The sequence below is a fragment of the Marivivens donghaensis genome, from assembly GCF_011806565.1.
Lineage (GTDB): Bacteria > Pseudomonadota > Alphaproteobacteria > Rhodobacterales > Rhodobacteraceae > Marivivens > Marivivens donghaensis_A.
Window position 1 is genome coordinate 129,703 of record NZ_JAATOP010000002.1, and the last position, 26,211, is coordinate 155,913.

The following is a 26,211-nucleotide window of genomic DNA, read 5'->3' on the forward strand; positions in this document are numbered from 1 at the left end:
GCGATCAATATTAGGCGATTGCATTTATTAGGAGATTAAAATGGATTTGGTTAAACTTACGTCGGTGATGCGCCGCCTTGCACTCGAAGCTGGTGACAAGATCATGGAGATCTACAATAGCCCCGACTTCGAAGTGAAAACGAAGAGCGACGAAAGCCCTGTGACCGAAGCTGACGAAGCTGCCGATGCACTGATCTCCGCAGGTCTGCGCGCCGAATTTCCGGATGTTGCGCTGGTGACTGAAGAACAGGCCGACAGCCACGACCAAAACGTGAGCACTTTCCTCATCGTAGATCCGCTCGACGGCACCAAAGAATTCGTCAAGCGTCGCGGCGATTTCACCGTAAACATCGCCTACGTCATGGACGGCTCGCCGGTGCGCGGCGTTGTCTATGCACCCGCCAAAGATCGCCTGTTCTACACCGATGCGGGCGGCAACGCGGTCGAGGAAATGGGTCCGTTCGATAAGGAAACCGTTGGCGAAACCAAGCCGATCCGCGTTAGCACTCCCGACAACAATGCTCTGCTGGTCGTCGCGTCGAAATCGCACCGCGATCAGGCCACCGATGATTATATCAACAAATACAACGTTGCCGACTCCAAGAGCGCCGGTTCGTCGCTGAAGTTCTGCCTCGTCGCCACCGGTGAAGCCGACCTCTACCCGCGCGTTGGCCGTACGATGGAGTGGGACACCGCAGCAGGTCACGCGGTTCTGGTCGGCGCGGGCGGCGATGTCGTGCGTTTCGACGATCACCAGCCGCTGCGCTACGGCAAGGAAACCTTCGCAAATCCGTTCTTCATCGCATACGCTCCCGGCGTTGATCTGAAGGAGGCTTGATTGCCCACACTTATCGTCATTCCCGCCCGCTACGCATCGACCCGTTATCCAGGTAAGCCGCTTGTCGAACTGACCGGCGCTTCCGGTGAGGCCAAGAGCCTGATCCGGCGGAGTTGGGATGCTGCGATGCAGGTCAAAGGTGTGGACCGCGTCGCCGTCGCGACTGACGACGACCGCATCCGCGAAGCTGCGGAAGCGTTCGGCGCGGAGGTCGTTATGACCTCCGAGGCCTGCCAGAACGGCACCGAACGCTGCGCCGAAGCCTTTGACACGCTGGGCGGCGGGTTTGACGTTGTAGTAAACCTGCAAGGCGACGCGCCGCTGACGCCGCCGTGGTTCGTCGAGGAACTGATCGAGGGGCTGAAGAAGTCTCCGGTGGCAGAAGTCGCAACGCCGGTGCTGAAGACCGAGGGCGAGGCGCTGAACGGTTTCCTCGATGACCGCAAGGCGGGCCGCGTGGGTGGCACGACCGCCGTTTTCGGTATCGATAACAACGCGCTGTATTTCTCCAAGGAAGTCATTCCGTACACCGGAAAGACCTACGGCGATGACGACGAGACGCCCGTTTTCCACCACGTCGGTGTCTACGCCTACCGTCCGTCCGCGCTGGCGGCCTATTCGCGCTGGAACGCGGGGCCGCTGGAAAAGCTCGAAGGTCTGGAGCAGTTGCGCTTCCTTGAGCGCGGTGTGCATGTCCTATGCGTCGAGGTCGAAGGCCGTGGACGTAAGTTCTGGGAACTGAACAACCCTGAAGATGTGCCCCGCATCGAGGCCATGCTCAAAGGTATGGGGGTCGCGTGACGCCCCCGCGGGTCAGTGTCATTGTTGTCAGCCGCAATCGGCCCACCGCTCTTCGGCGCTGCATCAATGGCCTGTCCCAGCTTTACTACCCTAACTTCGAAATCGTCGTTGTCGCGGACATGGACGGTTCCGAAGAACTCGTCGGGCGCGGCTATCAAGGCCGTGTAAAACTCGTCCGGTTCGACATTCCCAACATCTCCATGGCGCGGAACGTCGGTTTGCAGAACGCGGCCGGCGATATTGTTGCCTTCATCGACGACGATGCCGTGCCGGAGCCGCGTTGGCTCGATCATCTGATCGCACCGATTGCATCGGGTGATGCAGTTGCGGCAGGGGGCTATGTGCTTGGTCGCAATGGTATTTCGCTTCAATGGCCTGCGCGGAGCGTAAATTGTGAAGGCCGCACGCAGCTCCTCACCATCGAGGGTGAGGAAACGGTCGTTGTGCGCGGCGAAAAGAGTGAGGCGATCAAGACCGAGGGTACGAACATGGCCTTTGATCGCGAGTTTGTCTGTAAGCTCGGCGGTTTCGATCCTGCGTATCAGTTTTATATGGACGAGACGGACCTGAACCTACGGATCGCTGCCGCTGGCGGTGACACCGCGATCGTTCCCAAGGCCGTCGTCCATCATGGCTACCTGTCCAGCGAGCGTCGCCGCGCTGACCGTGCGCCTATGAGCCTGTTCCACACGGGCCGGAGCATCGCGGTATTCCTGCGCAAGCACGCGCCCGAGGATGTTCGCGGACGGCTTCATCGCTATCACCGGACAGAGCAGGAAAACGGCGCGATCAAGCATCTAATCGAGGGGCGGATCGAGCCGCGCGATGTGCGGCGGCTCATGAAAACCTATGACGTCGGCGCTGATGAGGGCCACTTAGCTCGGCCTCAGGAATTGCAGCCCATCGGCGCATCCGAGCAGCCTTATTTGCCGTTTGAGGCAGAGACCAAACCCTCCGGCCACATTTCGATGAATGCGCGTTGGTACAACTATCGTCAAATCCTTGAAAAGGCGATTGAGGCGCGCGACGACGGACATCGCGTCACGATCTTGAGGTATTCCCTCACCGCTCTACGTCACCGCGTAAAGTTCACGGATGAAGGAATCTGGTTGCAACAGGGCGGGCTCTTCGGGAAATCGGAGAGGACTGACCCAGTATTCAGATTCTGGACCAAACGCTCTCGAAACGTGCGCGAACTGCAACGAATTGAAGCACTACGTACATGAAACGGCCAAAATGGCAGCCGACCTGTTACGTTTGACGCGGAAATGTAACAAACTGCGGGTAGCCCTGACTTTGGTTGAGTGGGCCCGCGTGATATAAGAATTGTTGCCCCACCGGGCGTTTGTATATTTGGAGAGTAGAATGCAGAAAAAGGTAACAAAGGCGATTTTCCCTGTTGCCGGTCTGGGTACCCGTTTCCTTCCCGCGACCAAGTCGGTCCCGAAAGAGATCATGACCCTCGTCGACCGACCGCTTATCCAGTACGCTATCGATGAAGCCCGCGCTGCAGGTATTACGGACTTCATTTTCGTTACCTCCAAAGGCAAGTCTGCGCTCGAAGACTACTTTGACTGCGCTCCGGAGCTGGAAACGTCGCTCCGTGAAGCCGGCAAAGACAAGCTCCTCGAAGTTCTGCAGTCGACCTACATGGAAAGCGGCGCGATTGCTTACATCCGTCAGCACCGCGCGCAGGGCCTCGGCCACGCTGTCTGGTGTGCCCGCCGTCTGATTGGCGACGAGCCGTTCGCGGTGATTCTGCCCGACGACGTCATCGCGGCTGAAAAGCCGTGCCTCCAGCAGATGGTCGAAGCCTACGCTGAAACCGGCGGCAACATGGTTGCTGCGATGGAAGTGGCTCCGGAAAAAGCCTCGGCCTACGGTGTGCTCGATGTGAAGGACGACATGGGCAGCGTGGTTTCGACCCGCGGCATGGTCGAAAAGCCCAAGATGGAAGACGCACCGTCGAACCTCGCGGTGATCGGTCGTTACATTCTTGGTCCGCAGGTCATGGAAAATCTCGGCAAGATCGACCGCGGAGCTGGCGGTGAGCTTCAGCTGACCGACGCGATTGCCCGCGAACTGACCGAAGGCCGCGAAGTATACGGCTACCGCTTCCGCGGTGAGCGCTATGATTGCGGCTCGAAAGCTGGCTTCCTTCAGGCGACCGTTGCATTCGGTCTGGCACGTGAAGAGCTGCGCGACGAATTCCAGAACTATCTGGACGAAATGATGGCGGTACGTAAGGCGGCCCAATAAGGCCGCCTCCCGCGAGGGAAGGGAATTCTATGAGCAATGTGCTTGTGACCGGCGGTGCCGGTTATATCGGCTCGCACGCGTGTAAAGCGCTGCGGGCCGCAGGCTTTACGCCTGTGACTTTCGACAACCTGATCACTGGTTGGCAGGACGCCGTGAAATTCGGCCCGTTCGAACAGGGCGATCTTCTGGACCGCCCGCGCCTCGACGAAGTTTTCGCGAAATATAAGCCCGTAGCCGTCATGCATTTCGCCGCGCTCAGCCAAGTTGGCGAGTCGATGAAGGATCCGGGCGCCTACTGGCGCAATAATGTTGTCGGATCGCTGAACCTGATCGAAGCAGCCGTTGCGGCCAATTGTATGCAGTTCGTGTTCTCGTCCACCTGCGCCACCTATGGTGAACAGGACGGTGTGACGCTTGATGAAAACTGCGTTCAGGAGCCGATCAACGCCTACGGTGCATCGAAGCGTGCGATTGAGGATATCCTCGAGAACTTCGAACAGAGCCACGGCCTGCGGTCTGTGATCTTCCGCTATTTCAACGTAGCTGGCGGCGATCCGGAAGGGGAGGTTGGCGAGTTCCACCGTCCCGAAACGCACCTCATTCCGCTGATGCTCGACGCAATTGACGGCAAGCGTGCGGCGCTGACGGTGTTCGGTACCGATTACGATACCCCCGATGGCACTTGCATCCGCGACTACGTCCACGTCTGCGATCTGGTCGATGCGCACGTGCTCGGTGTGAAGTGGCTTGAGGATGGCAAACAGAGTCGCGTCTTCAACCTCGGCACTGGCAGCGGCTTCTCGGTTCGTGAAGTTATCGCCTATTCGGCAGAGGTCACGAACAAGGAAGTCCCCATTGTTGAGGGGGATCGACGTCCCGGCGATGCAACAAAACTCGTTTCTGGCAGCTCGCGTGCCATTGAGGAGTTGGGCTGGACGCCGCAGCGGTCTACACTGAAGACAATGATCACCGATGCGTGGCGTTGGCACCAGAGTGGACACTACGACAAATAAAGACACTCCAAGGGTTCTCGACCTGAGTAGATTGGCCTCGCGGGCCGGGAAAACCCTGACTGGAATTGACCGTGTGGAACTGGCGTATCTACGCCGGTTCCTTGCTGATTCTGCGCCCTGCTTTTTCCTTTGCCGGACCTCGCACGGTTTCGTGCTGATGGACCGCGCTGGCGGGCAGGCGTTCGAGAAAGCCGTGACAACGGGCGAATGGGGGCGGACGGACCTGCAATCCTACCTCGCACGGCGCAAGCGGCACGAGGTCCGCGCGGCGCACAGTCTTGTACGGCGCCACCGGATCGGGCGCGGGCGTCATGGTCGGCTGGTGCCGCTGCTGACGACCTATCTGCCGGAAAATTCGGAGCTTTACCTCATCGGGCACCAGAACCTCGATGAGGCGACACTTCAGGCGCTCGACGTCGGATTTGGCGGCAATATCAACGTCATGATCCACGACACCATTCCGCTCGATTATCCGGAAACGCAGCGGCAGCGGGTTGTGGAGCGGTTCGAGGACGCGATTAAAGCGGTGTCAAAACATGCGGCGCGCGTCATCTGCATCTCCGATTTCGCGGCTGAGCGTGTGAAGCAGCACCTCGAAAAAGCGGGGAATGTGCCGGAGATTGTTGTGTCTCACCTCGGCGTCGACCGGCCGAATCCGAAGTTTGCCGAAGTCCCGAAACATATCGATCTCAGCGACGACTACTTTGTCATTGCGGGCACTATCGAGCCGCGTAAAAACCACATGCTGCTTCTTGAAGTCTGGCAGTCGCTCGATCCGGAAAACCGTCCGCGCCTGTTTGTTTGTGGATCGCGCGGGTGGCTGAACAAGACCGTTTTCGACAGGCTCGACCGTGGGATCAAAGGGGTGGAGGAGTATCCCGATCTGACCGACGGTGCCTTAGCGGCGGTCATTCACGGCAGCCGCGCATTGCTCTGTCCGTCGCTCGTCGAAGGCTTCGGGCTGACGCCGGTCGAAGCCGCGTCGATGGGCGTTCCGGTTATATGCTCAAATATTCCCGTTTTCCGCGAAATACTCGGGGATTATGCCGATTATCGCGATCCTCGGGATAACTTTTCTTGGCGAACTGCCGTTAACGAAATAATGGGAGTATCAAGAGAAGAACATGTGACAGCCTTCGTGCCATCGACGTGGGAACAACACTTCTCTAAGGTACTTGGCATAAAGTCTGCACACGCTAAGCCTGAGCAGTAAGCGGAGAGACGGATTTGGGTTTCTGGAGTTCATATCGGCTTCGGCTGGAGCGGCGTCACCGCTTGGTGCGCGCGATCCGCAAGCGGCGTGAACTCGAACAGGTTGCCGACCGCACGAGCCAGATCAGACCGAGCGATCTCCTTGTATTCTCGACCATGCGGAACGAGGACCCGCGTCTGCCGCACTTCCTCGACTACTATCGCGCAATGGGCGTGAACCACTTCCTCATCGTGGATAACGATAGCGATGATGGCGGCCGCGAATTCCTTGCCGAACAGCCCGACGTTTCCATCTGGCGTACTTCCGCGAGCTATAAACGGTCGAAGTTCGGGATGGACTGGATCAACTGGCTTCTGCTGCGTCACGGCCATGGTCACTGGTGTCTCGTCGTCGATCCTGACGAGCTCTTCGTCTATCCGTTTTGCGATTCCCGCCCGATCCGCGCGCTGACCGACTGGCTGGACGCGTCGTCGATCCGCTCGTTCTCTGCCATGCTGCTCGACATGTATCCCAAGGGGCCGATTTCGAGCATTCCGTACCGTCGCGGTGACAACCCGCTCGACATTGCGCAGTGGTTCGACAGCGGCAACTACACGATCAGCCGCAATAGCAAATACGGTAACCTGTGGATTCAGGGCGGACCGCGTGCCCGCGAATTTTTCCAAGATATGCCGGAGCGTTCGCCCGCGCTAAACAAGGTGCCGTTGGTCAAATGGGACCGCCGCTACGCCTATGTGTCCAGCACGCACATGTTGCTGCCGCGCGGTCTAAATCAGGTTTACGACGAATGGGGCGGTGAGAAAGCCAGCGGCATTCTCCTGCACACGAAATTCCTCGATACACTCACTTTCAAAGCTGCGGAGGAGATGTCGCGCGGCCAGCACTATGCCGGCAGCCACGAATATCGCGCCTATTTCGAAGGTCTGCGAGATAACACCGACCTCTGGTGCAAGTGGTCGGAGAAATACATCAACTGGCGCCAGCTCGAAATTCTGGGGCTCATGTCCAAAGGAAACTGGGCATGACGGGGACGCAGGTTGGCATCGTCATGCTCATCCACTCGGCCTTCAATCGGGCCGAGCAGGTAATACGCCATTGGTCCGCTGCGGGATCGCCCGTCGTTGTCCACGTCGACAAAGCGGTGAATGACGAGAAGTTCAAAAGCTTCGTCAGTAAGCTGCGCGATCTGGAGACCGTGCGTTTTTCCGAACGCCATCGTTGCGGTTGGGGCACTTGGGGCCTTGTGGCCGCAACGCAGAGTGGCTCCGAGGTCATGCTCAAAGAGTTTCCGGATGTGACGCACGTCTATCTGGCGTCCGGATCGTGTCTGCCGCTGCGCCCCGTGGCCGAGCTGACCGATTACCTCCGCCAGCATCCACGCACGGATTTCATCGAAAGCGCTACGACTGCGGATGTTCCGTGGACGGTTGGCGGCCTCGATCAGGAACGTTTCACGCTGCGCTTCCCGTTTTCGTGGAAGAAACAGCGCCGCCTGTTTGATTGGTACGTCGATTTCCAACGCCGCATCAAATTCCGCCGGAAGATCCCCGAGGGCCTCGTGCCGCATATGGGGTCGCAGTGGTGGTGCCTGACGCGTCAGACGCTTTCGGCGATCCTCGAAGATCCCGAGCGTGAAACCTACGATCGCTACTTCAAAAAGGTCTGGATTCCCGACGAAAGCTACTTCCAGACGCTCGCGCGCCTCTATTCGCCTAATATCGAGAGCCGCTCGCTGACCCTGTCGAAGTTCGATTTCCAAGGGAAACCGCACATCTTCTACGACGACCACCTCCAGCTTTTGCGGCGGTCGGACTGCTTTGTCGCGCGGAAAATCTGGCCCCACGCGGACAGGTTGTATGACACGTTCCTTGGCCCTGCCTCCGAACTGCGTGCGAACGAGCCGAACCCTGGGAAAATCGACCGCATCTTTGCGCGCGCTGTCGATCGCCGGACCCGAGGTCGTCCTGGCCTTTATATGCACAGCCGCTTCCCGAACGATGATTGGGAAAACGGTGTGACTGCGAGCCAGTTTTCGGTGTTCGAAGGGTTCTCCGACCTGTTCGAGGACTTCAACCCGTGGCTCGCCAAAGCGACCGGTGCCCGCGTTCACGGCCACCTTTTTGCGCCCGACAAGGCGTGGTTCGAGGGCGGTCAGTCGACTTTTGTCGGTGGGCTTTCCGACTCTGCCGAGCTGCGCGATTATAGCCCGCGTAGTTTTTTGCGGAGCCTCGTGTGGAACACGCGCGGCGAACGGCAGTGTTTCGAATTCGGGCCGCTGGATAATCAGGCGATCAGCTGGGACCTCGCGCGCGATTCAAACGCGCAAATCAGTGTAATCTCAGGTGCTTGGGCCGTTCCGCTATTCAAGTCGAACCGTAACTTCGCCGATCTGCGTGAAGAGGCGGCACGCCTTCAGAAGATCGAAAGCGAGCATCTCGATATTCTCCGTTCAATCTACACCAAATCGAAAGTGCGTATCTGGACCATGGCTGACTTCATCGAGTCGCCGATGGAAGCGCTGCAAACCGTGGTCGACGAAATCACGGGCAAGAGCCTGCGCCGCCTCAATGAAGCGCCGCGGATGGCGGACCTGACCGGCTTTGGTCAATTCCTGCAAAATCTGAAGAACCAAGGGATGCACCCCTATCTTATGGGTGATTTCCCTGTAGAATCGGCACCAGTCAACGCGCCGCGCCCCAAGCGCAAACCCTATCTGGTTCGATAATTTTTGATGGCCAAATTCGATTATTTCGTCGTGTTCGCAGAAATGCGGACCGGCTCAAACTTTTTGGAAACCAACCTTAACGCTTTTGACGGCATTCAATGTCACGGCGAAGCGTTTAATCCGCATTTCATCGGCTACCCGAACGCCCATGCGATCCTTGGTGTGACGCAGGGACAGCGCGAAATTGATCCGATGCATCTCGTGAAGACCATTCGCGATAAATCGGACGGGATCGGGGGCTTCCGGTACTTCCACGACCACGATCCGCGCATTTTGGACAACCTGCTCGCGGATAAGCGCTGCGCCAAGATCATACTGACCCGCAACCCGATCGAAAGCTATATCAGCTGGAAGATCGCGCAGGCGACAGGTCAGTGGAAACTGACGAACGTCAAAAACGCCAAGAGCGAGGTCGTGTCGTTCGACGAAGGCGAGTTCGAGAACCACCTTGCCGCGCTGCAAGAGTTTCAGGTGCAACTTCTGAATACGCTCCAGAAGTCCGGCCAAACGGCTTTTTACGTCGCCTACGAAGATCTTCAGGACGTCGACGTGATGAACGGGTTGGCGGAATTCCTTGGTGCGGATGCGCGGCTGGATGGGCTGGATAAGACCCTGAAAAAGCAGAATCCCGCACCGATATCCGACAAGGTCGACAACTTCCCGCAGATGGAAAGCGCGCTCGCGCGGCTTGACCGTTTCAACCTGACCCGCACCCCGAATTTTGAACCGCGCCGCGGCGCGATGGCACCGCAATTCGCGGCGGCTGCAAATTCTCCGCTGCTGTACATGCCGGTGCGCGGTGGCCCCGAAGCGGCGGTTACCGCGTGGCTGAATTCGCTCGATGGCGAGAATGTCCGCACGGGGATGAACCAGAAAGACATCCGTCAATGGAAGCGCAAGCACGTCGGGCACCGGACCTTCACCGTTCTACGCCACCCCGTCGCCCGCGCTCACGCTGCGTTCTGTGAACATATCCTCGGCTATGGCGATACAACGTTCGGTGAAATCCGGAAGACTTTGAAGCAGATGTTCAAGGTTCCGCTGCCGAAAGAGACGCCTCCGGCCGAAAACTATGACGCGACGGCACATCGGGCGGCGTTCATCGGTTTCCTCGAATTTCTGAAGGCGAACATCGCGGGGCAGACATCGATTCGCGTCGATCCGGCGTGGGCCACGCAGACTGCCGTGGTGCAGGGATTCGCGAATTTCTGTTCGCCCGATATCATGATCCGCGAGGACCGGATCAAAACCGATCTGGCGTATCTCGCCTTCAGTGTGGGCCGCGATGATGCGCCGGATTTCGACACGAACTGTGATCCGTACCGCGGGAAGCTCCAGTCGATCTATGACGCAGACATCGAAAAACTCGCGGCTGATGTCTATCAGCGCGACTACATGACGTTCGGTTTCGGAAGCTGGAAATAGCCTCAGGCGACTTTCTGGGTGGAGTGCGCTTCGGTCAGGATCGTGTAGAGCGTGGCCGGATCGCTGTTGGCCCGCAGCTTCGCACAGATGTCCTTGTCACGCATGGTGCGCGAGACCAGAGCGAGCGCCTTGAGGTGCTCTACGCCTGCTGCGTCGGGGGCAAGCAGAGCGAAGACCAGGTCAACCGGCTGGCGGTCCACCGAGTCAAAATCGATAGGCTTATCAAGGCGTAAGAACAAACCACAAACCTTGTCCGCCTTTTCGAGGCGGGCATGGGGCAGAGCGATACCCTGTCCCACGCCGGTAGGTCCGAGGCTTTCGCGGTCGACTAAGGCGTCCACAACATCGGTGGCATCGAAACCATAGAATTGTTGCGCCAGATCAGCGATGTCGTGAAACAAACGCTTCTTGCTGGTCGAGGCCGAAATGGTCTTGACCGCTTCTGGTCGCAGAATAGCCGAAAGTTGCATTTACTCGCCTTGGCGCCTGTACTCGAGCTGGGCGCTTAACGCGGATCTACCCAACCGATGTTCCCGTCTTCACGGCGGTAAACCACATTGAGGCCGCCGTGCTTCTCGTTGCGGAAGACCTGAACCGAACCGTGTGCGAGCTCCATCTGCATGACTGCTTCGTTGACCGAGAGAGCGGGGATTTTCATCTCCATCTCGGCAATGATGACAGGTGCGTCGGTTGCTGCTTCGGCCTCATCGGACTCTTCCGTTGCGGCGAGGATATAAGAGGAACCGGCCATAAGTTCAACCGGAGTCGAGCGCTCGGCATGGTGGTCCTTCAGGCGGCGTTTGTAACGGCGAAGTTGCTTGTCCATCTTTTCGCAGCACGCATCGAACGAGCCGTAAATGTCATGGGTATGGGCGCGGGCCTGACAGGTCAGGCCGGTTGAAAGGTGCACAACGGCTTCACACACGAACTCAGAGCCCGACTTGGAAAAGACGATCACGGCGTCGGTCGGACGGCCGGCGTACTTTTCGAGGGTCGCACCGAGTTCGGTTTTGACGTGGCTTTGAAGAGCATCACCGACATCGATCTGTTTGCCGCTAATTTGGTACCGCATTGTAACTCCTCTCAATTGCTAGGCACGGGACATGACAGGTAGCACCGCGTTATCGCGGGGCCACAGGCGCCGTGTCTTGGGGAAGATGATAATGTGATAATTGCAGCCGCTCTGGGGCCTTGAAACCCTGAGGGAGCGCGCAGTGAATTCACGAACATTGTCATCATTATCATGACACGACTGTTCACGCCGTTTGTCAATGAGTCTGAGGGAGTATGCGAATTCCGCTTAGTTTACGCGGAAAGACTGGCCGAGGTAGACGCGGCGCACGTTCTCGTCCTGAACCACTTCTTCAGTCGTGCCGGACATCAGAACCTTGCCGTCGTGCAAAATGTAAGCACGATCAACGATTTCCAATGTCTCACGAACGTTATGGTCTGTGATCAGAACGCCGATGCCGCGGTTCTTCAGATCGGCCACTAGATGGCGGATTTCGCCAACAGCAATGGGGTCAACGCCCGCGAAAGGCTCGTCGAACAGGACGTACTTCGGCCCTGCGGCAAGGCAGCGGGCAATCTCCACACGGCGGCGCTCACCGCCCGAAAGAGCCAGCGCAGGCGCGCGGCGGAGGTGCTCGATCGAGAACTCTGACAGCAGTTCTTCGAGGCGGCGCTGACGGCGGTTCGCGTCTTTCTCTGCGATCTCGAGGATCGAGAGGATGTTGTCTTCGACGTTGAGGCCGCGAAAGATCGACATTTCCTGCGGCAGATAACCGATCCCGAGGCGCGCACGGCGGTACATGGGCAGGTTGCTGACCTCGCGACCATCCACGGTGACGCGGCCGCCCTCGGCGTTCACAAGGCCAGCGATGGAATAAAACGTTGTGGTCTTGCCGCAGCCGTTCGGACCGAGGAGGGCAACGACCTCACCACGGCCAAGCTCCAGCGAAACGTCACGAATGACGGTGCGCTTACGGTAGCTTTTACGCAGGTTTTTGACCTTGAGGCCGACATCGCCTTCTTTGACGGCAAGATCGGGCATCAGTTGTTGCCTTGGACAAACGTGGTGCGGACGCGGCCTGTCAGCTCGGCATTGCCGGTAGATAAGTCGATGGTCATGGCGCTGGCAGAGATAGCGCTGCGGCCTTGGGTGACGAGTACGTCGCCGGTCAGGTCGAGCGATTTGCCTTCAAGGTCATAGTCGGCTTCTTGCGCTTCGACGGCATCGGTCGCGGTGACGAACGTGACACCGCCCGACGCCAGAAGGTGCATGATGTCGCCGGTTTCATCATCGTATTCGACAGACACTGTTCCGGCGGAAATACGCAGATCGCCTTGGACGATGAGCACTTCACCGCTGAACGTCGCCTGACCGTTTTCCTGATCGACCGACAGCGAGTCTGCGGTGATTTCTACAGGTGCGTCGGGGTCCGGCTCTATCGCGCCAAGCGAGATGTTGGTCTGCGCCATGAGCGGCGAGGACAGGCAGGCAAGGGCGAGAGCGGCATAGAACGAACGCACGGTGTAATTCCTTATTGCTGGGGCTGATATACCAGCCGGACGCCCTGATTGAAAACAATATGAGCGCCTTCTGACCCGCGTGTGATCGACAGATGACCTGCCGTGAGCGCGCCATAGGGGGCTCGAACCTCAAGCGGAGCGATGGACTCCACAGTGCCCGCATCAAGGTCGGCATTCAGGCCCTGCGTTTCCATGAGATAGCCGTCGGTGGCATCAAGGCGAACGAGGTTGTGCAGATTGACGAGGCGGCTGGAGGTGTCGACCTCGCCCACGCCCGCGCCGATGTTCACCGAGCGCCCATCACCGGTTTGCAGGTTGATTGCGATCTGCTCCACGGCAAAGGCGCTGCTGTCTTCGAGCGGGCGGGCGACCTTGGCGGACACGGCAAATGTATCGCCGTCGACCGTCACGCCAGAGATGTTCGGCCCCGCAAGGCGCGGTTTGCTGGCGATGTCCTCGATCTCTGCATAGGGGATCGTGTCCACATCGCTGTTGGTGCGGGCGAACAGAAACAGTGTCGAAAGCAGCGCAAGCGATGCCAGCGGAAGGATCACCTTCGCGTAGCTGACGAACCGGCTGTAGGAGTTGTTCGGCACTTTTTAAGCAACTCCCGCACGCAGACAGTCGTGGATATGGAGGATACCGCAGCTTTCGCCCGTGCCGTCGAGGGGCACGACGAAAAGACAGGTAATCTTGCGTTCGTTCATCTGGGCCAATGCCTCGGCGGCGAGCGCTTCGGGGGCGATGGTGCGCGGGGCAGGGGTCATCACCTCCCCTGCGGTGCGGTCCAGAAGGCCGTCCATATGGCGACGAAGGTCACCGTCCGTGATGATGCCGATCAGGCGGTTGTGGTCGTCGGTCACGCCGACAACGCCAAATCCCTTCTGGCTGATGACAAGCAGCGTCTCGCTCATTGCGGTGCTTGCTTTTACCAGCGGCAAGGTATCCGCGCCGTGCATCAGATCGCGGACACGGGACAGGCGGGCGCCCAGTTTGCCGCCAGGGTGGAACTGGCGGAAATGCTCCGCGCCGAATTCACGGTGCTCCATCAGCGCAACGGCGAGCGCATCGCCGAGCGCGAGCGTCATCGTAGTGGAAATCGTCGGGACAACGCCGTGGCCGCACGCCTCGCCCAGTTGCGGCAGGACAAGCTGCACATCGGCCTGCTGCATCAGCGTGCTTTCGGCGCGGGAGGCCACGCCGATCATGGTGATACCGAAGCGGCGGGTGTGGGCGATGAGGTCCGCGAGTTCAGGCGTCTCGCCCGAGTTCGACAGGATCAGAACCACGTCGCCCTTGGAGATCATGCCCAGATCGCCGTGCGATGCCTCTGCCGGATGGACGAAGTGCGCGGGCGTACCGGTCGAGGCAAAGGTCGCGGCGATTTTCTTGCCGACATGACCCGATTTGCCCATGCCCGACACGATCACGCGGCCAGGCGCATCAAGGATAACCTGCGCGGCGTGTGCCAGATTCAGACCAACGGTTTCAGAAAGAATGGCGAGCGCGCGCGATTCTTCGTCGATGACATTGCGTGCGGTCGCGATGATCTTGTTGCGGTCCATGGGTGCCATCCGTCAGTGCGCGAAAATATCGGGTTCGTTCCAGCCTAGCAGGTCAAGCTTGGCGCGGGTCGGAAGGAAGTCAAAGCAGGACTGCGCCAGTTCGGTGCGGTTTTCGCGGGCGAGGCGGACGTCCAGCTCGGCTTTGAGTTTGTGGAGGTGCAGTACATCGGACGCGGCATAATCAAGCTGCGCATCGGTCAGATCAGCCGCGCCCCAGTCCGACTGTTGCTGCTGCTTGGAGATGTCGACGCTGACGACCTCCTGCAAAAGCTGCTTGAGCCCGTGGCGATCGGTGAACGTGCGGACCATTTTGGACGCGATCTTCGTGCAGTAGACAGGGGCCGCCAGCGCACCAAAGGCGTGGTACATCGCGGCAATGTCGAAACGACCGAAGTGGAACAGCTTCAATACATTCGGGTCTTCGAGCATCTTGCATAGGTTCGGTGCCTCAGCCTGGCCCATTTCGACCTGAACAAGGTGGCAGTTGCCATCGCCGCCCGACATCTGGATCAGGCAAAGTCGGTCGCGGTGCGGGTTCAGTCCCATGGTTTCGCAATCAATCGCCACGACAGAGCCGAGATCCAACCCGTCGGGAAGGTCGTTCTTGTACAGGTAATTCGCCATAGAGATGCCTTTTCCGCTTTGCGAACGGGATAGAGAAACGCAAAGCCCGACGCAACACGAGGGCGCTTGCATCTGGACAAATGGGCATTACCGTTCGCCGCAACAACAGGAGGGGTTTCGGATGAAACTGGTCAGATTTGGTGAGCGCGGTTCGGAAAAGCCGGGCGTTGTGGGGCAGGACGGTCTTTTGCGTGACCTCTCGGAGCATGTGGCCGACATCGCGGGCGACGCGCTGGGCGATCTGGATGCGCTGAAGGACATCGACATCGATAGCCTGCCGCTAGTCGATCAGGACGTCCGTATCGGTGCCTGCGTCGGCAACATCGGCAAGTTTATCTGCGTCGGTCTGAACTACTCCGACCACGCGGCAGAGGCTGGCATGACCGTCCCGCCGGAGCCGATCATCTTTACAAAGTACAACAGCGCGATCTGCGGCCCGAACGATCCCATCATCATCCCGCGCGGCTCTGAAAAGACCGACTGGGAAGTCGAGCTGGCTGTCGTCATCGGCAAAACGGCCAAATACGTGTCAGAGGACGAGGCTCTGGATTGCGTCGCGGGTTACGCGATCTGCAACGACGTGTCCGAGCGTGCCTACCAGACAGAGCGCTCCGGCCAGTGGGTCAAGGGTAAGTCCTGCGACAACTTCGGCCCGTTCGGCCCGTGGTTGGTGACGCCTGACGAGGTCGGCAACATCGACTCGCTCGACATGTGGCTCGATGTGAACGGTGAGCGGATGCAGTCCGGCACGACCGCAACGATGGTCTATAAGGTGCCTTACCTGATTTCCTACCTGTCGCAGTTCTTTACCCTGCATCCGGGCGATGTGATCTCGACCGGCACGCCTCCGGGAGTCGGGATGGGTATGACCCCGCCGAAGTACCTCAAAGCGGGCGATATCGTGACGCTGGGAATCAACGGCCTCGGAGAGCAGAGCCAGACCTGCGTCGACGACGAATAATCACGGAATCGGTGCGGCCATCATCAAACAGGTGATGGTCGGACAGAACGCGTGCGACTCAGCGAGCAGCGCCAGAATTTGATGAAGAAAACGCAACCATCCCGTCGGCTCTATCAGAGCTAAGCTATTGAAACTTGGGGGGATGGTGCCCAGAAGAGGACTCGAACCTCCACGGCCTTGCGGCCACTGGCACCTGAAGCCAGCGCGTCTACCAATTCCGCCATCTGGGCACAGATGATTGGTGTGAGCGGGCTTCTATGGCTGGTGCAGGGGAGTGTCAACACGGATTTCGAACTTCTCTGCAAAAAGTTCATTCTGCCTTGTCTGGCAAAGGGTCCAAGGTTAAACCCGACACAAGTTTTCCAATGAGGCGCACCATGTCCAAGCTTGTCACCATCTACGGCGGATCGGGTTTCGTAGGCCGCTACATCGCGCGCCGGATGGCCATGCAGGGCTGGCGTGTCCGCGTTGCCGTCCGCGATCCGAACGAAGCACTGTTTGTAAAACCCTACGGTGCCGTCGGTCAGGTCGAGCCTGTTTTCTGCAACGTTCGTGACGACGCAAGCGTCGCCGCCGTTATGGAAAGCGCCGACGCCGTCGTGAACTGCGTCGGTATCCTCGCTGAAAAGGGCAATAACACTTTCAAGGCCGTTCAGTCCGAAGGCGCCGCCCGCATCGCTCGCATCGCGGCAGAGCAGGGCGTCACCAGCCTCGTCCACATTTCGGCCATCGGCGCTGACGAAGAATCGGACAGCGATTACGCCAAGACCAAGGCTGCCGGTGAGCAGGCTGTTCTGGATGCCTTCCCGAACGCCATGATTCTGCGCCCGTCGATCATCTTCGGCACCGAGGACGAGTTCTTTAACCGCTTCGCCGGTATGACCCGCACCTCGCCGGTTCTGCCGCTGGTCGGCGCTGACACCAAATTCCAGCCGGTCTGGGTCGATGACGTGGCTCAGGCTGCTGTCATGGGCGTCACCGGCAAGGCTTCCGGCATTTATGAGCTCGGCGGTCCGGACGTCATGACCTTCCGTGAACTGATGAGCACCATGCTGCGCATCATCAACCGTCGTCGCGGTATCATCGGTCTGCCGTTCTGGCTGGGCAACATCCTCGCGACTGTGATGGGCGTTGTTCAGGCCGTATCGCTCGGCATCGTCAAAGCACCGATCACCAAGGATCAGGTCGCAAATCTTCGCTCGGACAACATTGTTTCGGCAGATGCGAAGGGTTTTGCTGATCTCGGCATCGAACCGACCGACCTCGAGGCGGTACTACCTGATTATCTCTGGCGTTTCCGCCCGTCGGGTCAGTATGATGCGATCAAGAAATCTGCAAAGAATTTGAAACAGGCCTGAGCGGTATTTTGATACGTCGTTCGGGCTGATTGACTGGAAGTTATTGTCATGAGTTACCTGAACGACGTCATCCTCGGTATTATCGAGGGGGTGACCGAATTCCTGCCGATCTCGAGCACCGGCCACCTTCTTCTCGCTCAGCACTGGATCGGTCAACGGTCCGACACCTACAACATCGTTATTCAGGCTGGCGCGATCCTCGCCGTGACCCTGATCTACTGGAAGCGTATCACCGACCTGCTGCTCGGCTGGAACGATCCGGAAAACCGCGATTACCTCATCAAGCTCACCGTTGCCTTCCTGATCACGGCCGTTCTGGGCCTTGTGGTCAAGAAATTGGGCTTCGAGCTGCCCGAAACCATCCAGCCTGTTGCTTGGGCGTTGGTGATCGGTGGTATCTGGATGATCGTCGCCGAACGGGCGGCAGAGCGGCTCCCCGACAGTGCGAAAATCACGATGACGGTCGCCGTTGCCGTCGGTATCGCGCAGATTGTGGCGGGCGTTTTCCCAGGCACTTCGCGTTCGGGCACGACGATCTTTGTCGCCATGCTGCTCGGCACATCGAACCGTGCTGCAGCAACCGAATTTGCGTTCCTCGTCGGTATTCCGACCATGTACGCAGCGAGCGCCTACGAGATCTTGAAAACCCTCACCAGCGATACTGGCGTCAGCGAAGACTGGACCGCACTGGGCATCGCATTCGTTGTGTCGACCATCACCGCATTTGTTTCGGTCAAATGGCTGCTCACCTATATTCAATCGAACCGTTTCACAGCATTCGCGATCTATCGGATCGTGTTTGGCGGGCTGCTCCTTGCTCTGCTGGGCATGGGAGTACTGGCCTAAGGGTTCGAATCATTCACGATTCGCCCTCAAAATCGGGCGATTTGTGCGTCAAAAGGCATCAATGGAAACTGTGCTGACCTATTTTTTTACAAGCGGGGCGAAAATAATGCGCCAAACACCGCTTAAACCGTAAAATAGGTCAACATTACTGCCTTTTCATTTTGGACGTATGCTTCTATTCAGGCCATCCGAAGAGATTGCGGAGGATGGCCCGTGGCTACAGACAAGATGCTCAAGTTCGTAACGGTTGATCGCGACATGCCCACAAAGCGTGACGCGGAAGATCGCCGTCAGGACTTCAACGAGATTTATGCCGAGTTCGCCGCTGCCAAGGCCGAAGAACAATCGAGCCGTTGCAGCCAGTGCGGTGTTCCGTACTGCCAGTCGCACTGCCCGCTGCATAACAACATTCCTGACTGGCTGCGCATGACCGCGACCGGCCGTCTGGACGAAGCGTATGCGATCAGCCAGGCGACCAACTCCTTCCCCGAGATCTGCGGCCGTATTTGCCCTCAGGACCGTCTGTGCGAAGGCAACTGCGTCATCGAACAGTCCGGCCACGGCACTGTCACCATCGGTTCGGTTGAAAAGTACATCACCGACACTGCGTGGGAAAAAGGCTGGGTCAAACCGATCACTCCGATTTCGGAGCGTACCGAGTCCGTTGGCATCATCGGTGCGGGTCCGGCTGGTATGGCTGCTGCTGACATGCTCCGCCAAGCTGGCGTTCAGGTCACGATCTATGACCGTTACGACCGCGCTGGCGGCCTGCTGACCTACGGTATCCCCGGCTTCAAGCTGGAAAAGGATGTCGTCATGCGCCGCGCCGACCTGCTGAAGGACAGCGGTGTCGAGTACGTCATGAACTGCAACGTCGGTGAGGACATCTCCTTCGAAGAGATCCGCTCCAAGCACGACGCCGTTCTGATCGCTACCGGCGTTTACAAATCGCGCGACCTTCCGGGTTCGGACGCGAAGGGTATCGTCAAGGCTCTGGACTATCTGACCGCGTCGAACCGCAAGAACTTCGGTGACGATGTTCCGGCCTACGACTCGGGCGAACTGAATGCCGAAGGCAAAAACGTTGTCGTCATCGGCGGCGGTGACACCGCGATGGACTGCGTTCGTACTGCGATCCGTCAGGGTGCGAAGTCGGTGAAGTGCCTCTATCGCCGTGACCGTGCAAACATGCCGGGGTCGCAGCGTGAAACCCAGAACGCCGAGGAGGAAGGCGTCGAATTCGTGTGGCTGACCGCTCCGAAGGGTTTCCAGGGCGACACCGTCACCGGCGTCGAAGTGCAGAAGATGCGCCTCGGCCAGCCGGACGCCTCGGGCCGCCGTTCGCCGGAAGTCATCGAGGGCGCCGACTATGTCGAGCCCGCAGACCTCGTCGTCAAAGCACTTGGTTTCGAGCCGGAAGACCTGCCGAAGCTCTGGGGCACCGACGGTCTGGAAGTGACCCGCTGGGGCACCATCAAGGCAGAGTTCGGCACCGGCCAGACCAGCCTCGACGGCGTTTACGCTGCCGGTGACATCGTTCGCGGTGCATCGCTCGTTGTCTGGGGTATCCGTGACGGCCGCGAGGCTGCTCAGGCGATGCTGCGCCAGTTCAACGACATTGCCAGCGTCGCTGCCGAGTAAGGTACGGACATGCAGGACCTGCGCTCTATTATGCTTGGCCTGTCGGTGGCTTTCGCTGCCGGATGGGCCATGCCTGTAGGTGCGCAAGGTCTGACCATGCCCGAAGGTTGCGAGGTCTACGCGACGGTCCAGAACCGCGATTGCACGGTGATGCAGCTTTATACCTGCGAAGCCGATCCGGAAGGATACCAGCAGTCGATGACTTTCGGACCCGAGGGCTTGGAGTTCGTCAGCGTGATCGACAGCGAAGCGCAGTGGGTCCGTAGCTACAGCCCGTTTTCGGGCGCGATCGACGAACTCGACGCAGACAATGCCGATCCGGCGTCGTTCACCGAGCTGCTTGAGACGGGTGAAGACACCTACGACTTCACCCAGACTTCGGACCAGCTCGGCACGCGCCGCTACACCGGCGTGGACCAGCTGACGGGCCGCAAGGTGACGATCGACGGCGTCGAGCTGGAAGAAACCGCGTACCGGATGCGCACCTACGATGCGGAAGGCAACGAAGTTTACCGCGCCGAAGGACATGAATTCATCAGCCGTGACTGGCGCCGTTTCTTTGCAGGAACAGGCACGCTCACGACACCCGAAGATACATTCGACGAAGACGGCAGACCGGTGAGTTTCGCCTTCCCCGGAGAAACCGGCTTCATGTCAACGAATCCCGAATATGGCTGCGGCACGATCCTTTCGCGCGCCTCGGTACATCGGAACTAAAGGAGACGCCTCATGACCACTTATGACGAAAATTGGGTCGCCGCCGAAGAGGCCAACCGCAAATGGATGGCTGAGAACAGCCTCTACCGCACCGACGATGAACACTCGTCCTGCGGCGTAGGTCTCGTGGTTGCTATCGACGGTAAGCCGTCGCGCAGCGTTGTCGACAAGGGCATCACCGCGCTCAAGGCTATCTGGCACCGCGGTGCTGTCGACGCCGACGGCAAAACCGGTGACGGCGCAGGTATCCACGTCCAGATTCCGGCGAACTTCTTCTACGACCAGATCCGTCGTACCGGCCACGAGCCCGATATGGACAAGCGTATCGCTGTCGGTCAGGTCTTCCTTCCGCGTACCGACTTCGGTGCTCAGGAACGCTGCCGTACCATCGTGGAGTCCGAAGTGCTCCGCATGGGTCACTACATCTACGGCTGGCGCCACGTTCCGGTGAACACCGAGTGCCTCGGTGACAAGGCGAACGCGACCCGTCCGGAAATCGAACAGATCCTGATCCGCTGTGAAAAGGACATCACGGAAGAAGAGTTCGAACGCGAGCTATACATCATCCGTCGCCGCATCGAGAAAGCTGCTGCCGACGCGCAGATCAACAGCCTCTATGTCTGTTCGCTGTCGACCCGTTCGCTGATCTACAAGGGCATGATGCTCGCAGAGCAGGTTTCGGTGTTCTATCCGGACCTCGAAGACCCGCGCTTTGAATCGGCCTTCGCGATCTACCACCAGCGTTATTCGACCAACACCTTCCCCGAGTGGAAGCTGGCCCAGCCGTTCCGCATGCTCGCCCACAACGGCGAGATCAACACGCTGAAGGGCAACGTCAACTGGATGAAGAGCCACGAGATCCGCATGGCCTCGGGCGCATTCGGTGAACTGGCCGAAGACATCAAGCCGATCATCCCGAACGGCACCTCGGACTCGGGCGCTCTGGACGCCGTGTTCGAAGTTCTCGTTCGTGCGGGCCGCAACGCTCCGATGGCAAAAACTATGCTCGTTCCCGAAGCATGGTCGAAGCAGGCTGTCGAAATGCCGACCGCTTGGCAGGACATGTACGCGTACTGCAACGCCGTGATGGAGCCGTGGGACGGCCCTGCTGCGCTCGCAATGACCGATGGTCGTTGGGTTTGCGGCGGTCTGGACCGTAACGGTCTGCGCCCGATGCGCTACGTCGTCACCGGCGACGGTATGCTGATCGCAGGTTCGGAAGTCGGCATGGTTCCGACCGATGAAGCGACCGCCAAGGAAAAAGGCGCGCTTGGTCCGGGTCAGATGATTGCCGTCGATATGAAAGAGGGCAAGCTCTACCACGATACCGAAATCAAGGACACGCTGGCTGCCAGCCAGTCCTTCGGCGACTGGATCGACAAGATCGTCGATCTGCATGATTTCATGGGCGACATTCAGGAAAAGGCGACCTTCTCGGGTGCCGAACTGCGCAAGCGTCAGGTTGCTGCCGGCTACTCGCTCGAAGAGCTGGAGCAGGTTCTCGCCACCATGGCAGAGGACGGCAAGGAACTCGTAGCCTCCATGGGCGACGACACCCCGTCGGCTGTTCTGTCCAAGATGTACCGCCCGCTGTCGCACTTCTTCCGTCAGAACTTCAGCCAGGTGACCAACCCGCCGATCGACTCGCTGCGTGAAACCCGCGTGATGTCGCTCAAGACGCGCTTCGGTAACCTCAAGAACGTGCTCGACGAAGACAGCTCGCAGACCGAGATCCTCGTTCTGGAAAGCCCCTTCGTTGCCAACGGCGAATTCGCCCGCATGGTCGAACAGTTCGGTGACAGCGTTGCGATCATCGACTGTACCTTCCCCGTAGGCGCTGGTCAGGAAGCACTCCGCGAAGGTCTGGAGCGTATCCGTTCCGAAGCCGAAGACGCAGTGCGTTCGGGCGCCGGTCACATCGTGCTGACCGACGAACACCAGAACGACAGCAAAGTGCCGATGCCGATGATCCTCGCGACCTCGGCTGTCCACTCGTGGCTGACCCGCAAGGGCCTGCGCACGTTCTGCTCGCTGAACGTCCGTTCGGCAGAGTGTGTGGACCCGCACTACTTCGCCGTTCTTATTGGCTGTGGCGCGACGACTGTGAACGCTTACCTCGCTCAGGACAGCCTTGCTGACCGTATCGAGCGCGGCCTGCTGGACGTTTCGCTCACCGACGCGATGCGCAAGTACCGCGAGGCCGTCGACGGTGGTCTTCTCAAGATCATGTCGAAGATGGGTATCTCGGTTCTGTCGTCCTACCGTGGCGGTCTGAACTTCGAAGCCGTTGGTCTGTCGCGTGCGATGTGCGCCGAATACTTCCCGGGTATGCACAGCCGCATTTCGGGCATCGGTCTGCACGGCATCCAGCGCAAGCTGGAAGAAGTCCACGCTCACGGCTGGCGTTCTGCCGCTGCAAACGTCCTGCCGGTCGGCGGCTTCTACAAGTCGCGCCGTTCGGGCGAGAAGCACGCATGGGAAGCACAGACCATGCACATGCTTCAGGCGGCCTGTGACCGTTCGTCCTACGAGCTGTGGAAGCAGTACTCGTCGTCGATGCAATCGAACCCGCCGATCCACCTTCGTGACCTGCTGGCCATCAAGCCGATGGGCAAGGCGATCCCGATCGAGGAAGTCGAATCGATCACCGCGATCCGCAAGCGCTTCGTCACGCCTGGTATGTCGCTCGGCGCTCTGTCGCCGGAAGCCCACAAGCTTTTGAACGTTGCGATGAACCGCATCGGTGCGAAGTCGGACTCGGGTGAAGGTGGTGAAGATCCGGCACACTTCGTCCCGGAACCGAACGGCGATAACCCGTCGGCCAAGATCAAACAGGTTGCTTCCGGTCGTTTCGGCGTCACCGCCGAATACCTGAACCACTGTGAAGAGCTTGAAATCAAGGTCGCTCAGGGTGCGAAGCCGGGTGAAGGTGGTCAGCTGCCGGGCATGAAGGTCACCGACCTGATTGCGCGTCTGCGTCACTCGACCAAAGGCGTGACCCTGATTTCGCCGCCGCCGCACCACGACATCTACTCGATCGAAGACCTTGCCCAGCTGATCTACGACCTCAAGCAGATCAACCCGACCGTTAAGGTCACGGTGAAGCTGGTTGCTTCGTCGGGCGTCGGCACGATTGCTGCCGGTGTTGCCAAGGCCGAAGCCGATACGATCCTCATCTCGGGCCACAACGGTGGTACGGGTGCGTCGCCTGCGACGTCGGTGAAGTATGCCGGTCTGCCGTGGGAAATGGGTCTGACCGAAGCGCATCAGGTTCTCGCTATGAACAACCTGCGTGAGCGCGTCACCCTGCGTACCGACGGTGGTCTTCGGACCGGCCGCGATATCGTCATGGCTGCGATGATGGGTGCCGAAGAATACGGCATCGGTACCGCTGCTCTGATCGCGATGGGCTGTATCATGGTGCGTCAGTGTCAGTCGAACACCTGTCCGGTGGGCGTCTGTACCCAGAACCCTGAACTGCGCGCCAAATTCACCGGCACCGCAGACAAGGTCGTGAACCTCATCACGTTCTACGCCACCGAAGTGCGCGAAATCCTCGCGTCGATCGGTGCCCGTAGCCTTGATGAAGTGATCGGTCGCGCCGACCTGCTGACGCAGGTTTCGCGTGGTTCGGCTCACCTCGACGACCTCGATCTCAACCCGCTGCTCATCACCGTCGATGGCGCGAACAAGATCGTCTACGACCGCAACAAGCCGCGCAACGAAGTACCGGACACGCTGGACGCCGAAATCGTCAAGGACGCAGCACGCTTCCTGAAAGATGGTGAGAAGATGCAGCTGGAATACGCTGTTCAGAACACCCTGCGTACCATCGGTACCCGCACGTCGAGCTACATCGTCAAGAACTTCGGTATGCGTAACAACCTCCAGCCCGACCACCTCACGGTCAAGCTGAAGGGCTCCGCAGGTCAGTCGCTGGGTGCCTTCGGTGCGCCTGGTCTGAAGATCGAAGTTGCGGGCGATGCCAACGACTATGTCGGCAAGGGTCTGTCGGGTGCGACCGTTGTGGTTCGCCCGCCGATGAGCTCCCCGCTGGTGGCTTCGGAGAACACCATCATCGGTAACACCGTTCTTTACGGTGCGACCGACGGTTACCTCTTCGCGGCTGGCCGTGCTGGCGAACGTTTCGCGGTCCGTAACTCGGGTGCGAAGGTTGTCGTCGAAGGCTGCGGCTCGAACGGTTGTGAATACATGACCGGCGGTGTTGCTGTGATCCTCGGTTCGATCGGTGCCAACTTCGGCGCTGGTATGACCGGCGGTATGGCGTACCTCTACGATCCCGAAGGCGAGAGCGCCGCGCTGATCAACATGGACACGCTCGTTTCGTGCCCTGTCGGCGTCGATCATTGGGAAGAGCAACTGAAGTCGCTCGTCGAGCGTCACGCTCTGGAAACCGGCAGCGTCAAAGCCGCCGAGATACTCCAGCACTGGGATCTGGAAAAGGCCAACTTCGTTCAGGTCTGCCCGAAGGAGATGCTCGCGCGTCTTCCGCACCCGCTGACCATCGAAGAAGCCGCTATTCCTGCTGAATAAGCGGGCCTAGAGAATCAGAAAACGCCGGTGGGAAACCTCCGGCGTTTTTTTATTGCGCAAAAGGCGCTCAGTGCGCAGTCAAACTGTTGCGGGGGCGCAACAAAAATCGTGTCCTTTACGCCGCGGACCGCGATTTGCTGTTACATTGCTATGGCTAAAGACGGGCACCCGCCTGAGACTGAACTCAGGTAGAAGTCCTAATTTGGTAGTGAGCACGATGTCTCCGTTTGTCGAAAAGACCGAACGCCCGACACCAGTACCCGCAAATGCCAGGGTCGTGGTGACTTTCCAGCTTGGCGGTAGCCAACTATATCTGTGGGCATGCCGAAACGCACAAAAACCGAAGACCCCGATGACATCATCGAACCAGTCGCACAGCCCGCTACGGCTCGTCTCCGTAAACGGGTGAGGCGCCTGCTGCTGCGCGGTGTCGCGGTGGCTATCCTGTTCGTTTTCTCTGTCATTCTGGTCGGGCGGTTCCTCAATCCGTGGACCACGCTCTACATCCTGTCCGAAGCGAAGCGCCTCGGCGGAGTGGATTATGAATTCGTGTCGATGGAAGACATCGCGCCGGTGATGGCGCGCTCTGCTGTCGCTGCCGAGGACGCGAATTTCTGTCTCCATTGGGGGCTTGATCTGGATGCGATCCGGTCCGCGATGAACTCTGGCGGCAATCGGGGTGGCTCTACCATTTCGCAGCAGGTGGTGAAGAACCTCTACCTCTGGCCCGAACGTACTTGGTCGCGAAAAGCGATGGAGGCCGTCCTGACACCGGCGGTGGAGCTTGTCTGGCCCAAGGAGCGTATCCTTGAGGTGTATCTGAACATCGCCGAGTTCGACGAAGGCGTCTTTGGCGTTCAGGCCGCTGCGCAGAGCTACTTTGGCGTTGATGCCGCTGACCTCTCTGCAGCACAGGCGTCACGGCTTGCCACGGTGCTGCCCGCGCCCAAATCGCGCGACGCCGCCAACCTTTCCGAAAGCTTCCGCTCGCGCGCTGCAAGCATTCGCGATGGTGCCGCCACAATCGACCGCGACGGACGCGCGGCTTGCTTCCAGGCCGCCGACGACTAGTTCAGCACAATGCACAGTGACTGGCGGGGACTTGCACAAAATGCGCCGTTCAGTCACAGAAGACGAAG

Annotated in this window: 23 protein-coding genes and 1 tRNA gene; 16 read left to right on the forward strand and 8 right to left on the reverse strand. The window is 59.1% G+C overall.

From position 1 onward, the window contains the following. Positions 1-40 precede the first annotated feature (40 nt). From cysQ to HCZ30_RS03520, 9 genes are all read left to right on the forward strand, one after another. Positions 41-838, forward strand: a complete 798-nt coding sequence (gene cysQ, locus HCZ30_RS03480) for a 3'(2'),5'-bisphosphate nucleotidase CysQ (protein WP_167636385.1) — start codon at positions 41-43, stop codon at positions 836-838. Then, complete coding sequence (locus HCZ30_RS03485; RefSeq protein ID WP_167636386.1) at positions 839-1,639, forward strand: 3-deoxy-manno-octulosonate cytidylyltransferase; 801 nt, start codon at positions 839-841, stop codon at positions 1,637-1,639. Then, positions 1,636-2,865 (forward strand): glycosyltransferase, encoded by a 1,230-nt coding sequence (locus tag HCZ30_RS03490; RefSeq protein WP_167636387.1) that lies wholly within the window; start codon positions 1,636-1,638, stop codon positions 2,863-2,865. The genes HCZ30_RS03485 and HCZ30_RS03490 overlap by 4 nt, the downstream gene beginning before the upstream one ends. A 139-nt stretch (positions 2,866-3,004) precedes the next feature. After that, on the forward strand, positions 3,005-3,898 hold the full coding sequence (gene galU / locus HCZ30_RS03495; protein ID WP_167636388.1) for a UTP--glucose-1-phosphate uridylyltransferase GalU: 894 nt from the start codon (positions 3,005-3,007) through the stop codon (positions 3,896-3,898). A 29-nt stretch (positions 3,899-3,927) separates the two neighbouring features. After that, positions 3,928-4,911 carry a UDP-glucose 4-epimerase GalE gene (gene galE, locus HCZ30_RS03500; RefSeq protein ID WP_167636389.1) on the forward strand — a complete coding sequence of 328 codons (984 nt, stop codon included), beginning with the start codon at positions 3,928-3,930 and terminating at the stop codon, positions 4,909-4,911. 157 nt (positions 4,912-5,068) lie between these two features. Further along, on the forward strand, positions 5,069-6,124 hold the full coding sequence (locus tag HCZ30_RS03505; protein WP_246212603.1) for a glycosyltransferase family 4 protein: 1,056 nt from the start codon (positions 5,069-5,071) through the stop codon (positions 6,122-6,124). A 14-nt stretch (positions 6,125-6,138) separates the two neighbouring features. Next, on the forward strand, positions 6,139-7,149 hold the full coding sequence (locus HCZ30_RS03510; RefSeq protein ID WP_167636391.1) for a glycosyltransferase family 2 protein: 1,011 nt from the start codon (positions 6,139-6,141) through the stop codon (positions 7,147-7,149). After that, entirely contained in the window at positions 7,146-8,849 is a 1,704-nt protein-coding gene (locus HCZ30_RS03515) for a beta-1,6-N-acetylglucosaminyltransferase (RefSeq protein WP_246212582.1), read from the forward strand. Before HCZ30_RS03510 ends, HCZ30_RS03515 begins: the two co-directional genes overlap by 4 nt. Before the next feature lie 3 nt (positions 8,850-8,852). Beyond that, entirely contained in the window at positions 8,853-10,274 is a 1,422-nt protein-coding gene (locus tag HCZ30_RS03520) for a nodulation protein NodH (protein WP_167636392.1), read from the forward strand. Between the two features lie 2 nt (positions 10,275-10,276). Here the strand turns inward: HCZ30_RS03520 and HCZ30_RS03525 are convergent, their stop codons facing one another. The 7 genes from HCZ30_RS03525 to HCZ30_RS03555 all read right to left on the reverse strand — a co-directional run bounded on the left by HCZ30_RS03525 (position 10,277) and on the right by HCZ30_RS03555 (position 14,995). Then, the gene (locus HCZ30_RS03525; RefSeq protein ID WP_167636393.1) at positions 10,277-10,744 is read right to left on the reverse strand and encodes a PTS sugar transporter subunit IIA; all 468 of its coding nucleotides are present in this window, start codon (positions 10,742-10,744) and stop codon (positions 10,277-10,279) included. Positions 10,745-10,779: 35 nt separating this feature from the next. Next, positions 10,780-11,346, reverse strand: coding sequence for a ribosome hibernation-promoting factor, HPF/YfiA family (gene hpf, locus HCZ30_RS03530; protein WP_167636394.1), 567 nt, complete (start codon positions 11,344-11,346; stop codon positions 10,780-10,782). A gap of 228 nt (positions 11,347-11,574) precedes the next feature. Then, entirely contained in the window at positions 11,575-12,327 is a 753-nt protein-coding gene (gene lptB, locus HCZ30_RS03535) for an LPS export ABC transporter ATP-binding protein (protein ID WP_167636395.1), read from the reverse strand. Continuing rightward, the gene (gene lptA, locus HCZ30_RS03540) at positions 12,327-12,806 is read right to left on the reverse strand and encodes a lipopolysaccharide transport periplasmic protein LptA (protein ID WP_348640347.1); all 480 of its coding nucleotides are present in this window, start codon (positions 12,804-12,806) and stop codon (positions 12,327-12,329) included. The genes lptB and lptA overlap by 1 nt, the downstream gene beginning before the upstream one ends. Positions 12,807-12,817: 11 nt before the next feature. Next, positions 12,818-13,402: a hypothetical protein gene (locus HCZ30_RS03545; protein ID WP_167636396.1), complete on the reverse strand. Its 585-nt coding sequence runs from the start codon at positions 13,400-13,402 to the stop codon at positions 12,818-12,820. A gap of 3 nt (positions 13,403-13,405) precedes the next feature. Beyond that, positions 13,406-14,371: a KpsF/GutQ family sugar-phosphate isomerase gene (locus HCZ30_RS03550; RefSeq protein WP_167636397.1), complete on the reverse strand. Its 966-nt coding sequence runs from the start codon at positions 14,369-14,371 to the stop codon at positions 13,406-13,408. 12 nt (positions 14,372-14,383) lie between these two features. Beyond that, entirely contained in the window at positions 14,384-14,995 is a 612-nt protein-coding gene (locus tag HCZ30_RS03555; protein WP_167636398.1) for a ribonuclease D, read from the reverse strand. A gap of 121 nt (positions 14,996-15,116) precedes the next feature. On the opposite strand from HCZ30_RS03555, the gene HCZ30_RS03560 reads away from it, so the two are divergent. Beyond that, positions 15,117-15,956 carry a fumarylacetoacetate hydrolase family protein gene (locus HCZ30_RS03560; protein ID WP_167636399.1) on the forward strand — a complete coding sequence of 280 codons (840 nt, stop codon included), beginning with the start codon at positions 15,117-15,119 and terminating at the stop codon, positions 15,954-15,956. Between the two features lie 143 nt (positions 15,957-16,099). On the opposite strand, the gene HCZ30_RS03565 is transcribed toward HCZ30_RS03560, so the two are convergent. Further along, a tRNA-Leu gene (locus HCZ30_RS03565) sits at positions 16,100-16,186 on the reverse strand. A 147-nt stretch (positions 16,187-16,333) separates the two neighbouring features. Between HCZ30_RS03565 and HCZ30_RS03570 the strand changes: the two genes are divergently transcribed. The 6 genes from HCZ30_RS03570 (at position 16,334) to mtgA (ending at position 26,143) form a co-directional block, all read left to right on the forward strand. Next, a complete protein-coding gene (locus tag HCZ30_RS03570; protein ID WP_167636400.1) occupies positions 16,334-17,314 on the forward strand; it encodes a complex I NDUFA9 subunit family protein in 981 nt (326 codons plus the stop codon). 48 nt (positions 17,315-17,362) lie between these two features. Next, a complete protein-coding gene (locus tag HCZ30_RS03575; RefSeq protein WP_167636401.1) occupies positions 17,363-18,160 on the forward strand; it encodes an undecaprenyl-diphosphate phosphatase in 798 nt (265 codons plus the stop codon). 213 nt (positions 18,161-18,373) lie between these two features. Continuing rightward, the gene (locus tag HCZ30_RS03580) at positions 18,374-19,801 is read left to right on the forward strand and encodes an FAD-dependent oxidoreductase (RefSeq protein WP_167636403.1); all 1,428 of its coding nucleotides are present in this window, start codon (positions 18,374-18,376) and stop codon (positions 19,799-19,801) included. Between the two features lie 9 nt (positions 19,802-19,810). Continuing rightward, positions 19,811-20,518: a hypothetical protein gene (locus HCZ30_RS03585; protein WP_167636405.1), complete on the forward strand. Its 708-nt coding sequence runs from the start codon at positions 19,811-19,813 to the stop codon at positions 20,516-20,518. Between the two features lie 12 nt (positions 20,519-20,530). Then, entirely contained in the window at positions 20,531-25,072 is a 4,542-nt protein-coding gene (gene gltB / locus HCZ30_RS03590) for a glutamate synthase large subunit (protein WP_167636407.1), read from the forward strand. A gap of 321 nt (positions 25,073-25,393) precedes the next feature. Further along, entirely contained in the window at positions 25,394-26,143 is a 750-nt protein-coding gene (gene mtgA, locus HCZ30_RS03595) for a monofunctional biosynthetic peptidoglycan transglycosylase (protein WP_167636408.1), read from the forward strand. The last annotated feature ends 68 nt before the right edge of the window (positions 26,144-26,211 follow it).

Excerpts from the sequence above, each read along its gene's own strand:
- hpf (WP_167636394.1), bottom strand. The coding sequence starts at position 11,346 with ATGCGGTACCAAATTAGCGGCAAACAGATCGATGTCGGTGATGCTCTT.
- HCZ30_RS03585 (WP_167636405.1), top strand. The coding sequence starts at position 19,811 with ATGCAGGACCTGCGCTCTATTATGCTTGGCCTGTCGGTGGCTTTCGCT.
- HCZ30_RS03550 (WP_167636397.1), bottom strand. The coding sequence starts at position 14,371 with ATGGACCGCAACAAGATCATCGCGACCGCACGCAATGTCATCGACGAA.
- HCZ30_RS03515 (WP_246212582.1), top strand. The coding sequence starts at position 7,146 with ATGACGGGGACGCAGGTTGGCATCGTCATGCTCATCCACTCGGCCTTC.
- gltB (WP_167636407.1), top strand. The coding sequence starts at position 20,531 with ATGACCACTTATGACGAAAATTGGGTCGCCGCCGAAGAGGCCAACCGC.
- HCZ30_RS03525 (WP_167636393.1), bottom strand. The coding sequence starts at position 10,744 with ATGCAACTTTCGGCTATTCTGCGACCAGAAGCGGTCAAGACCATTTCG.
- galU (WP_167636388.1), top strand. The coding sequence starts at position 3,005 with ATGCAGAAAAAGGTAACAAAGGCGATTTTCCCTGTTGCCGGTCTGGGT.
- mtgA (WP_167636408.1), top strand. The coding sequence starts at position 25,394 with ATGCCGAAACGCACAAAAACCGAAGACCCCGATGACATCATCGAACCA.
- HCZ30_RS03570 (WP_167636400.1), top strand. The coding sequence starts at position 16,334 with ATGTCCAAGCTTGTCACCATCTACGGCGGATCGGGTTTCGTAGGCCGC.
- galE (WP_167636389.1), top strand. The coding sequence starts at position 3,928 with ATGAGCAATGTGCTTGTGACCGGCGGTGCCGGTTATATCGGCTCGCAC.
- cysQ (WP_167636385.1), top strand. The coding sequence starts at position 41 with ATGGATTTGGTTAAACTTACGTCGGTGATGCGCCGCCTTGCACTCGAA.
- HCZ30_RS03555 (WP_167636398.1), bottom strand. The coding sequence starts at position 14,995 with ATGGCGAATTACCTGTACAAGAACGACCTTCCCGACGGGTTGGATCTC.
- lptB (WP_167636395.1), bottom strand. The coding sequence starts at position 12,327 with ATGCCCGATCTTGCCGTCAAAGAAGGCGATGTCGGCCTCAAGGTCAAA.
- HCZ30_RS03560 (WP_167636399.1), top strand. The coding sequence starts at position 15,117 with ATGAAACTGGTCAGATTTGGTGAGCGCGGTTCGGAAAAGCCGGGCGTT.
- HCZ30_RS03505 (WP_246212603.1), top strand. The coding sequence starts at position 5,069 with ATGGACCGCGCTGGCGGGCAGGCGTTCGAGAAAGCCGTGACAACGGGC.
- HCZ30_RS03575 (WP_167636401.1), top strand. The coding sequence starts at position 17,363 with ATGAGTTACCTGAACGACGTCATCCTCGGTATTATCGAGGGGGTGACC.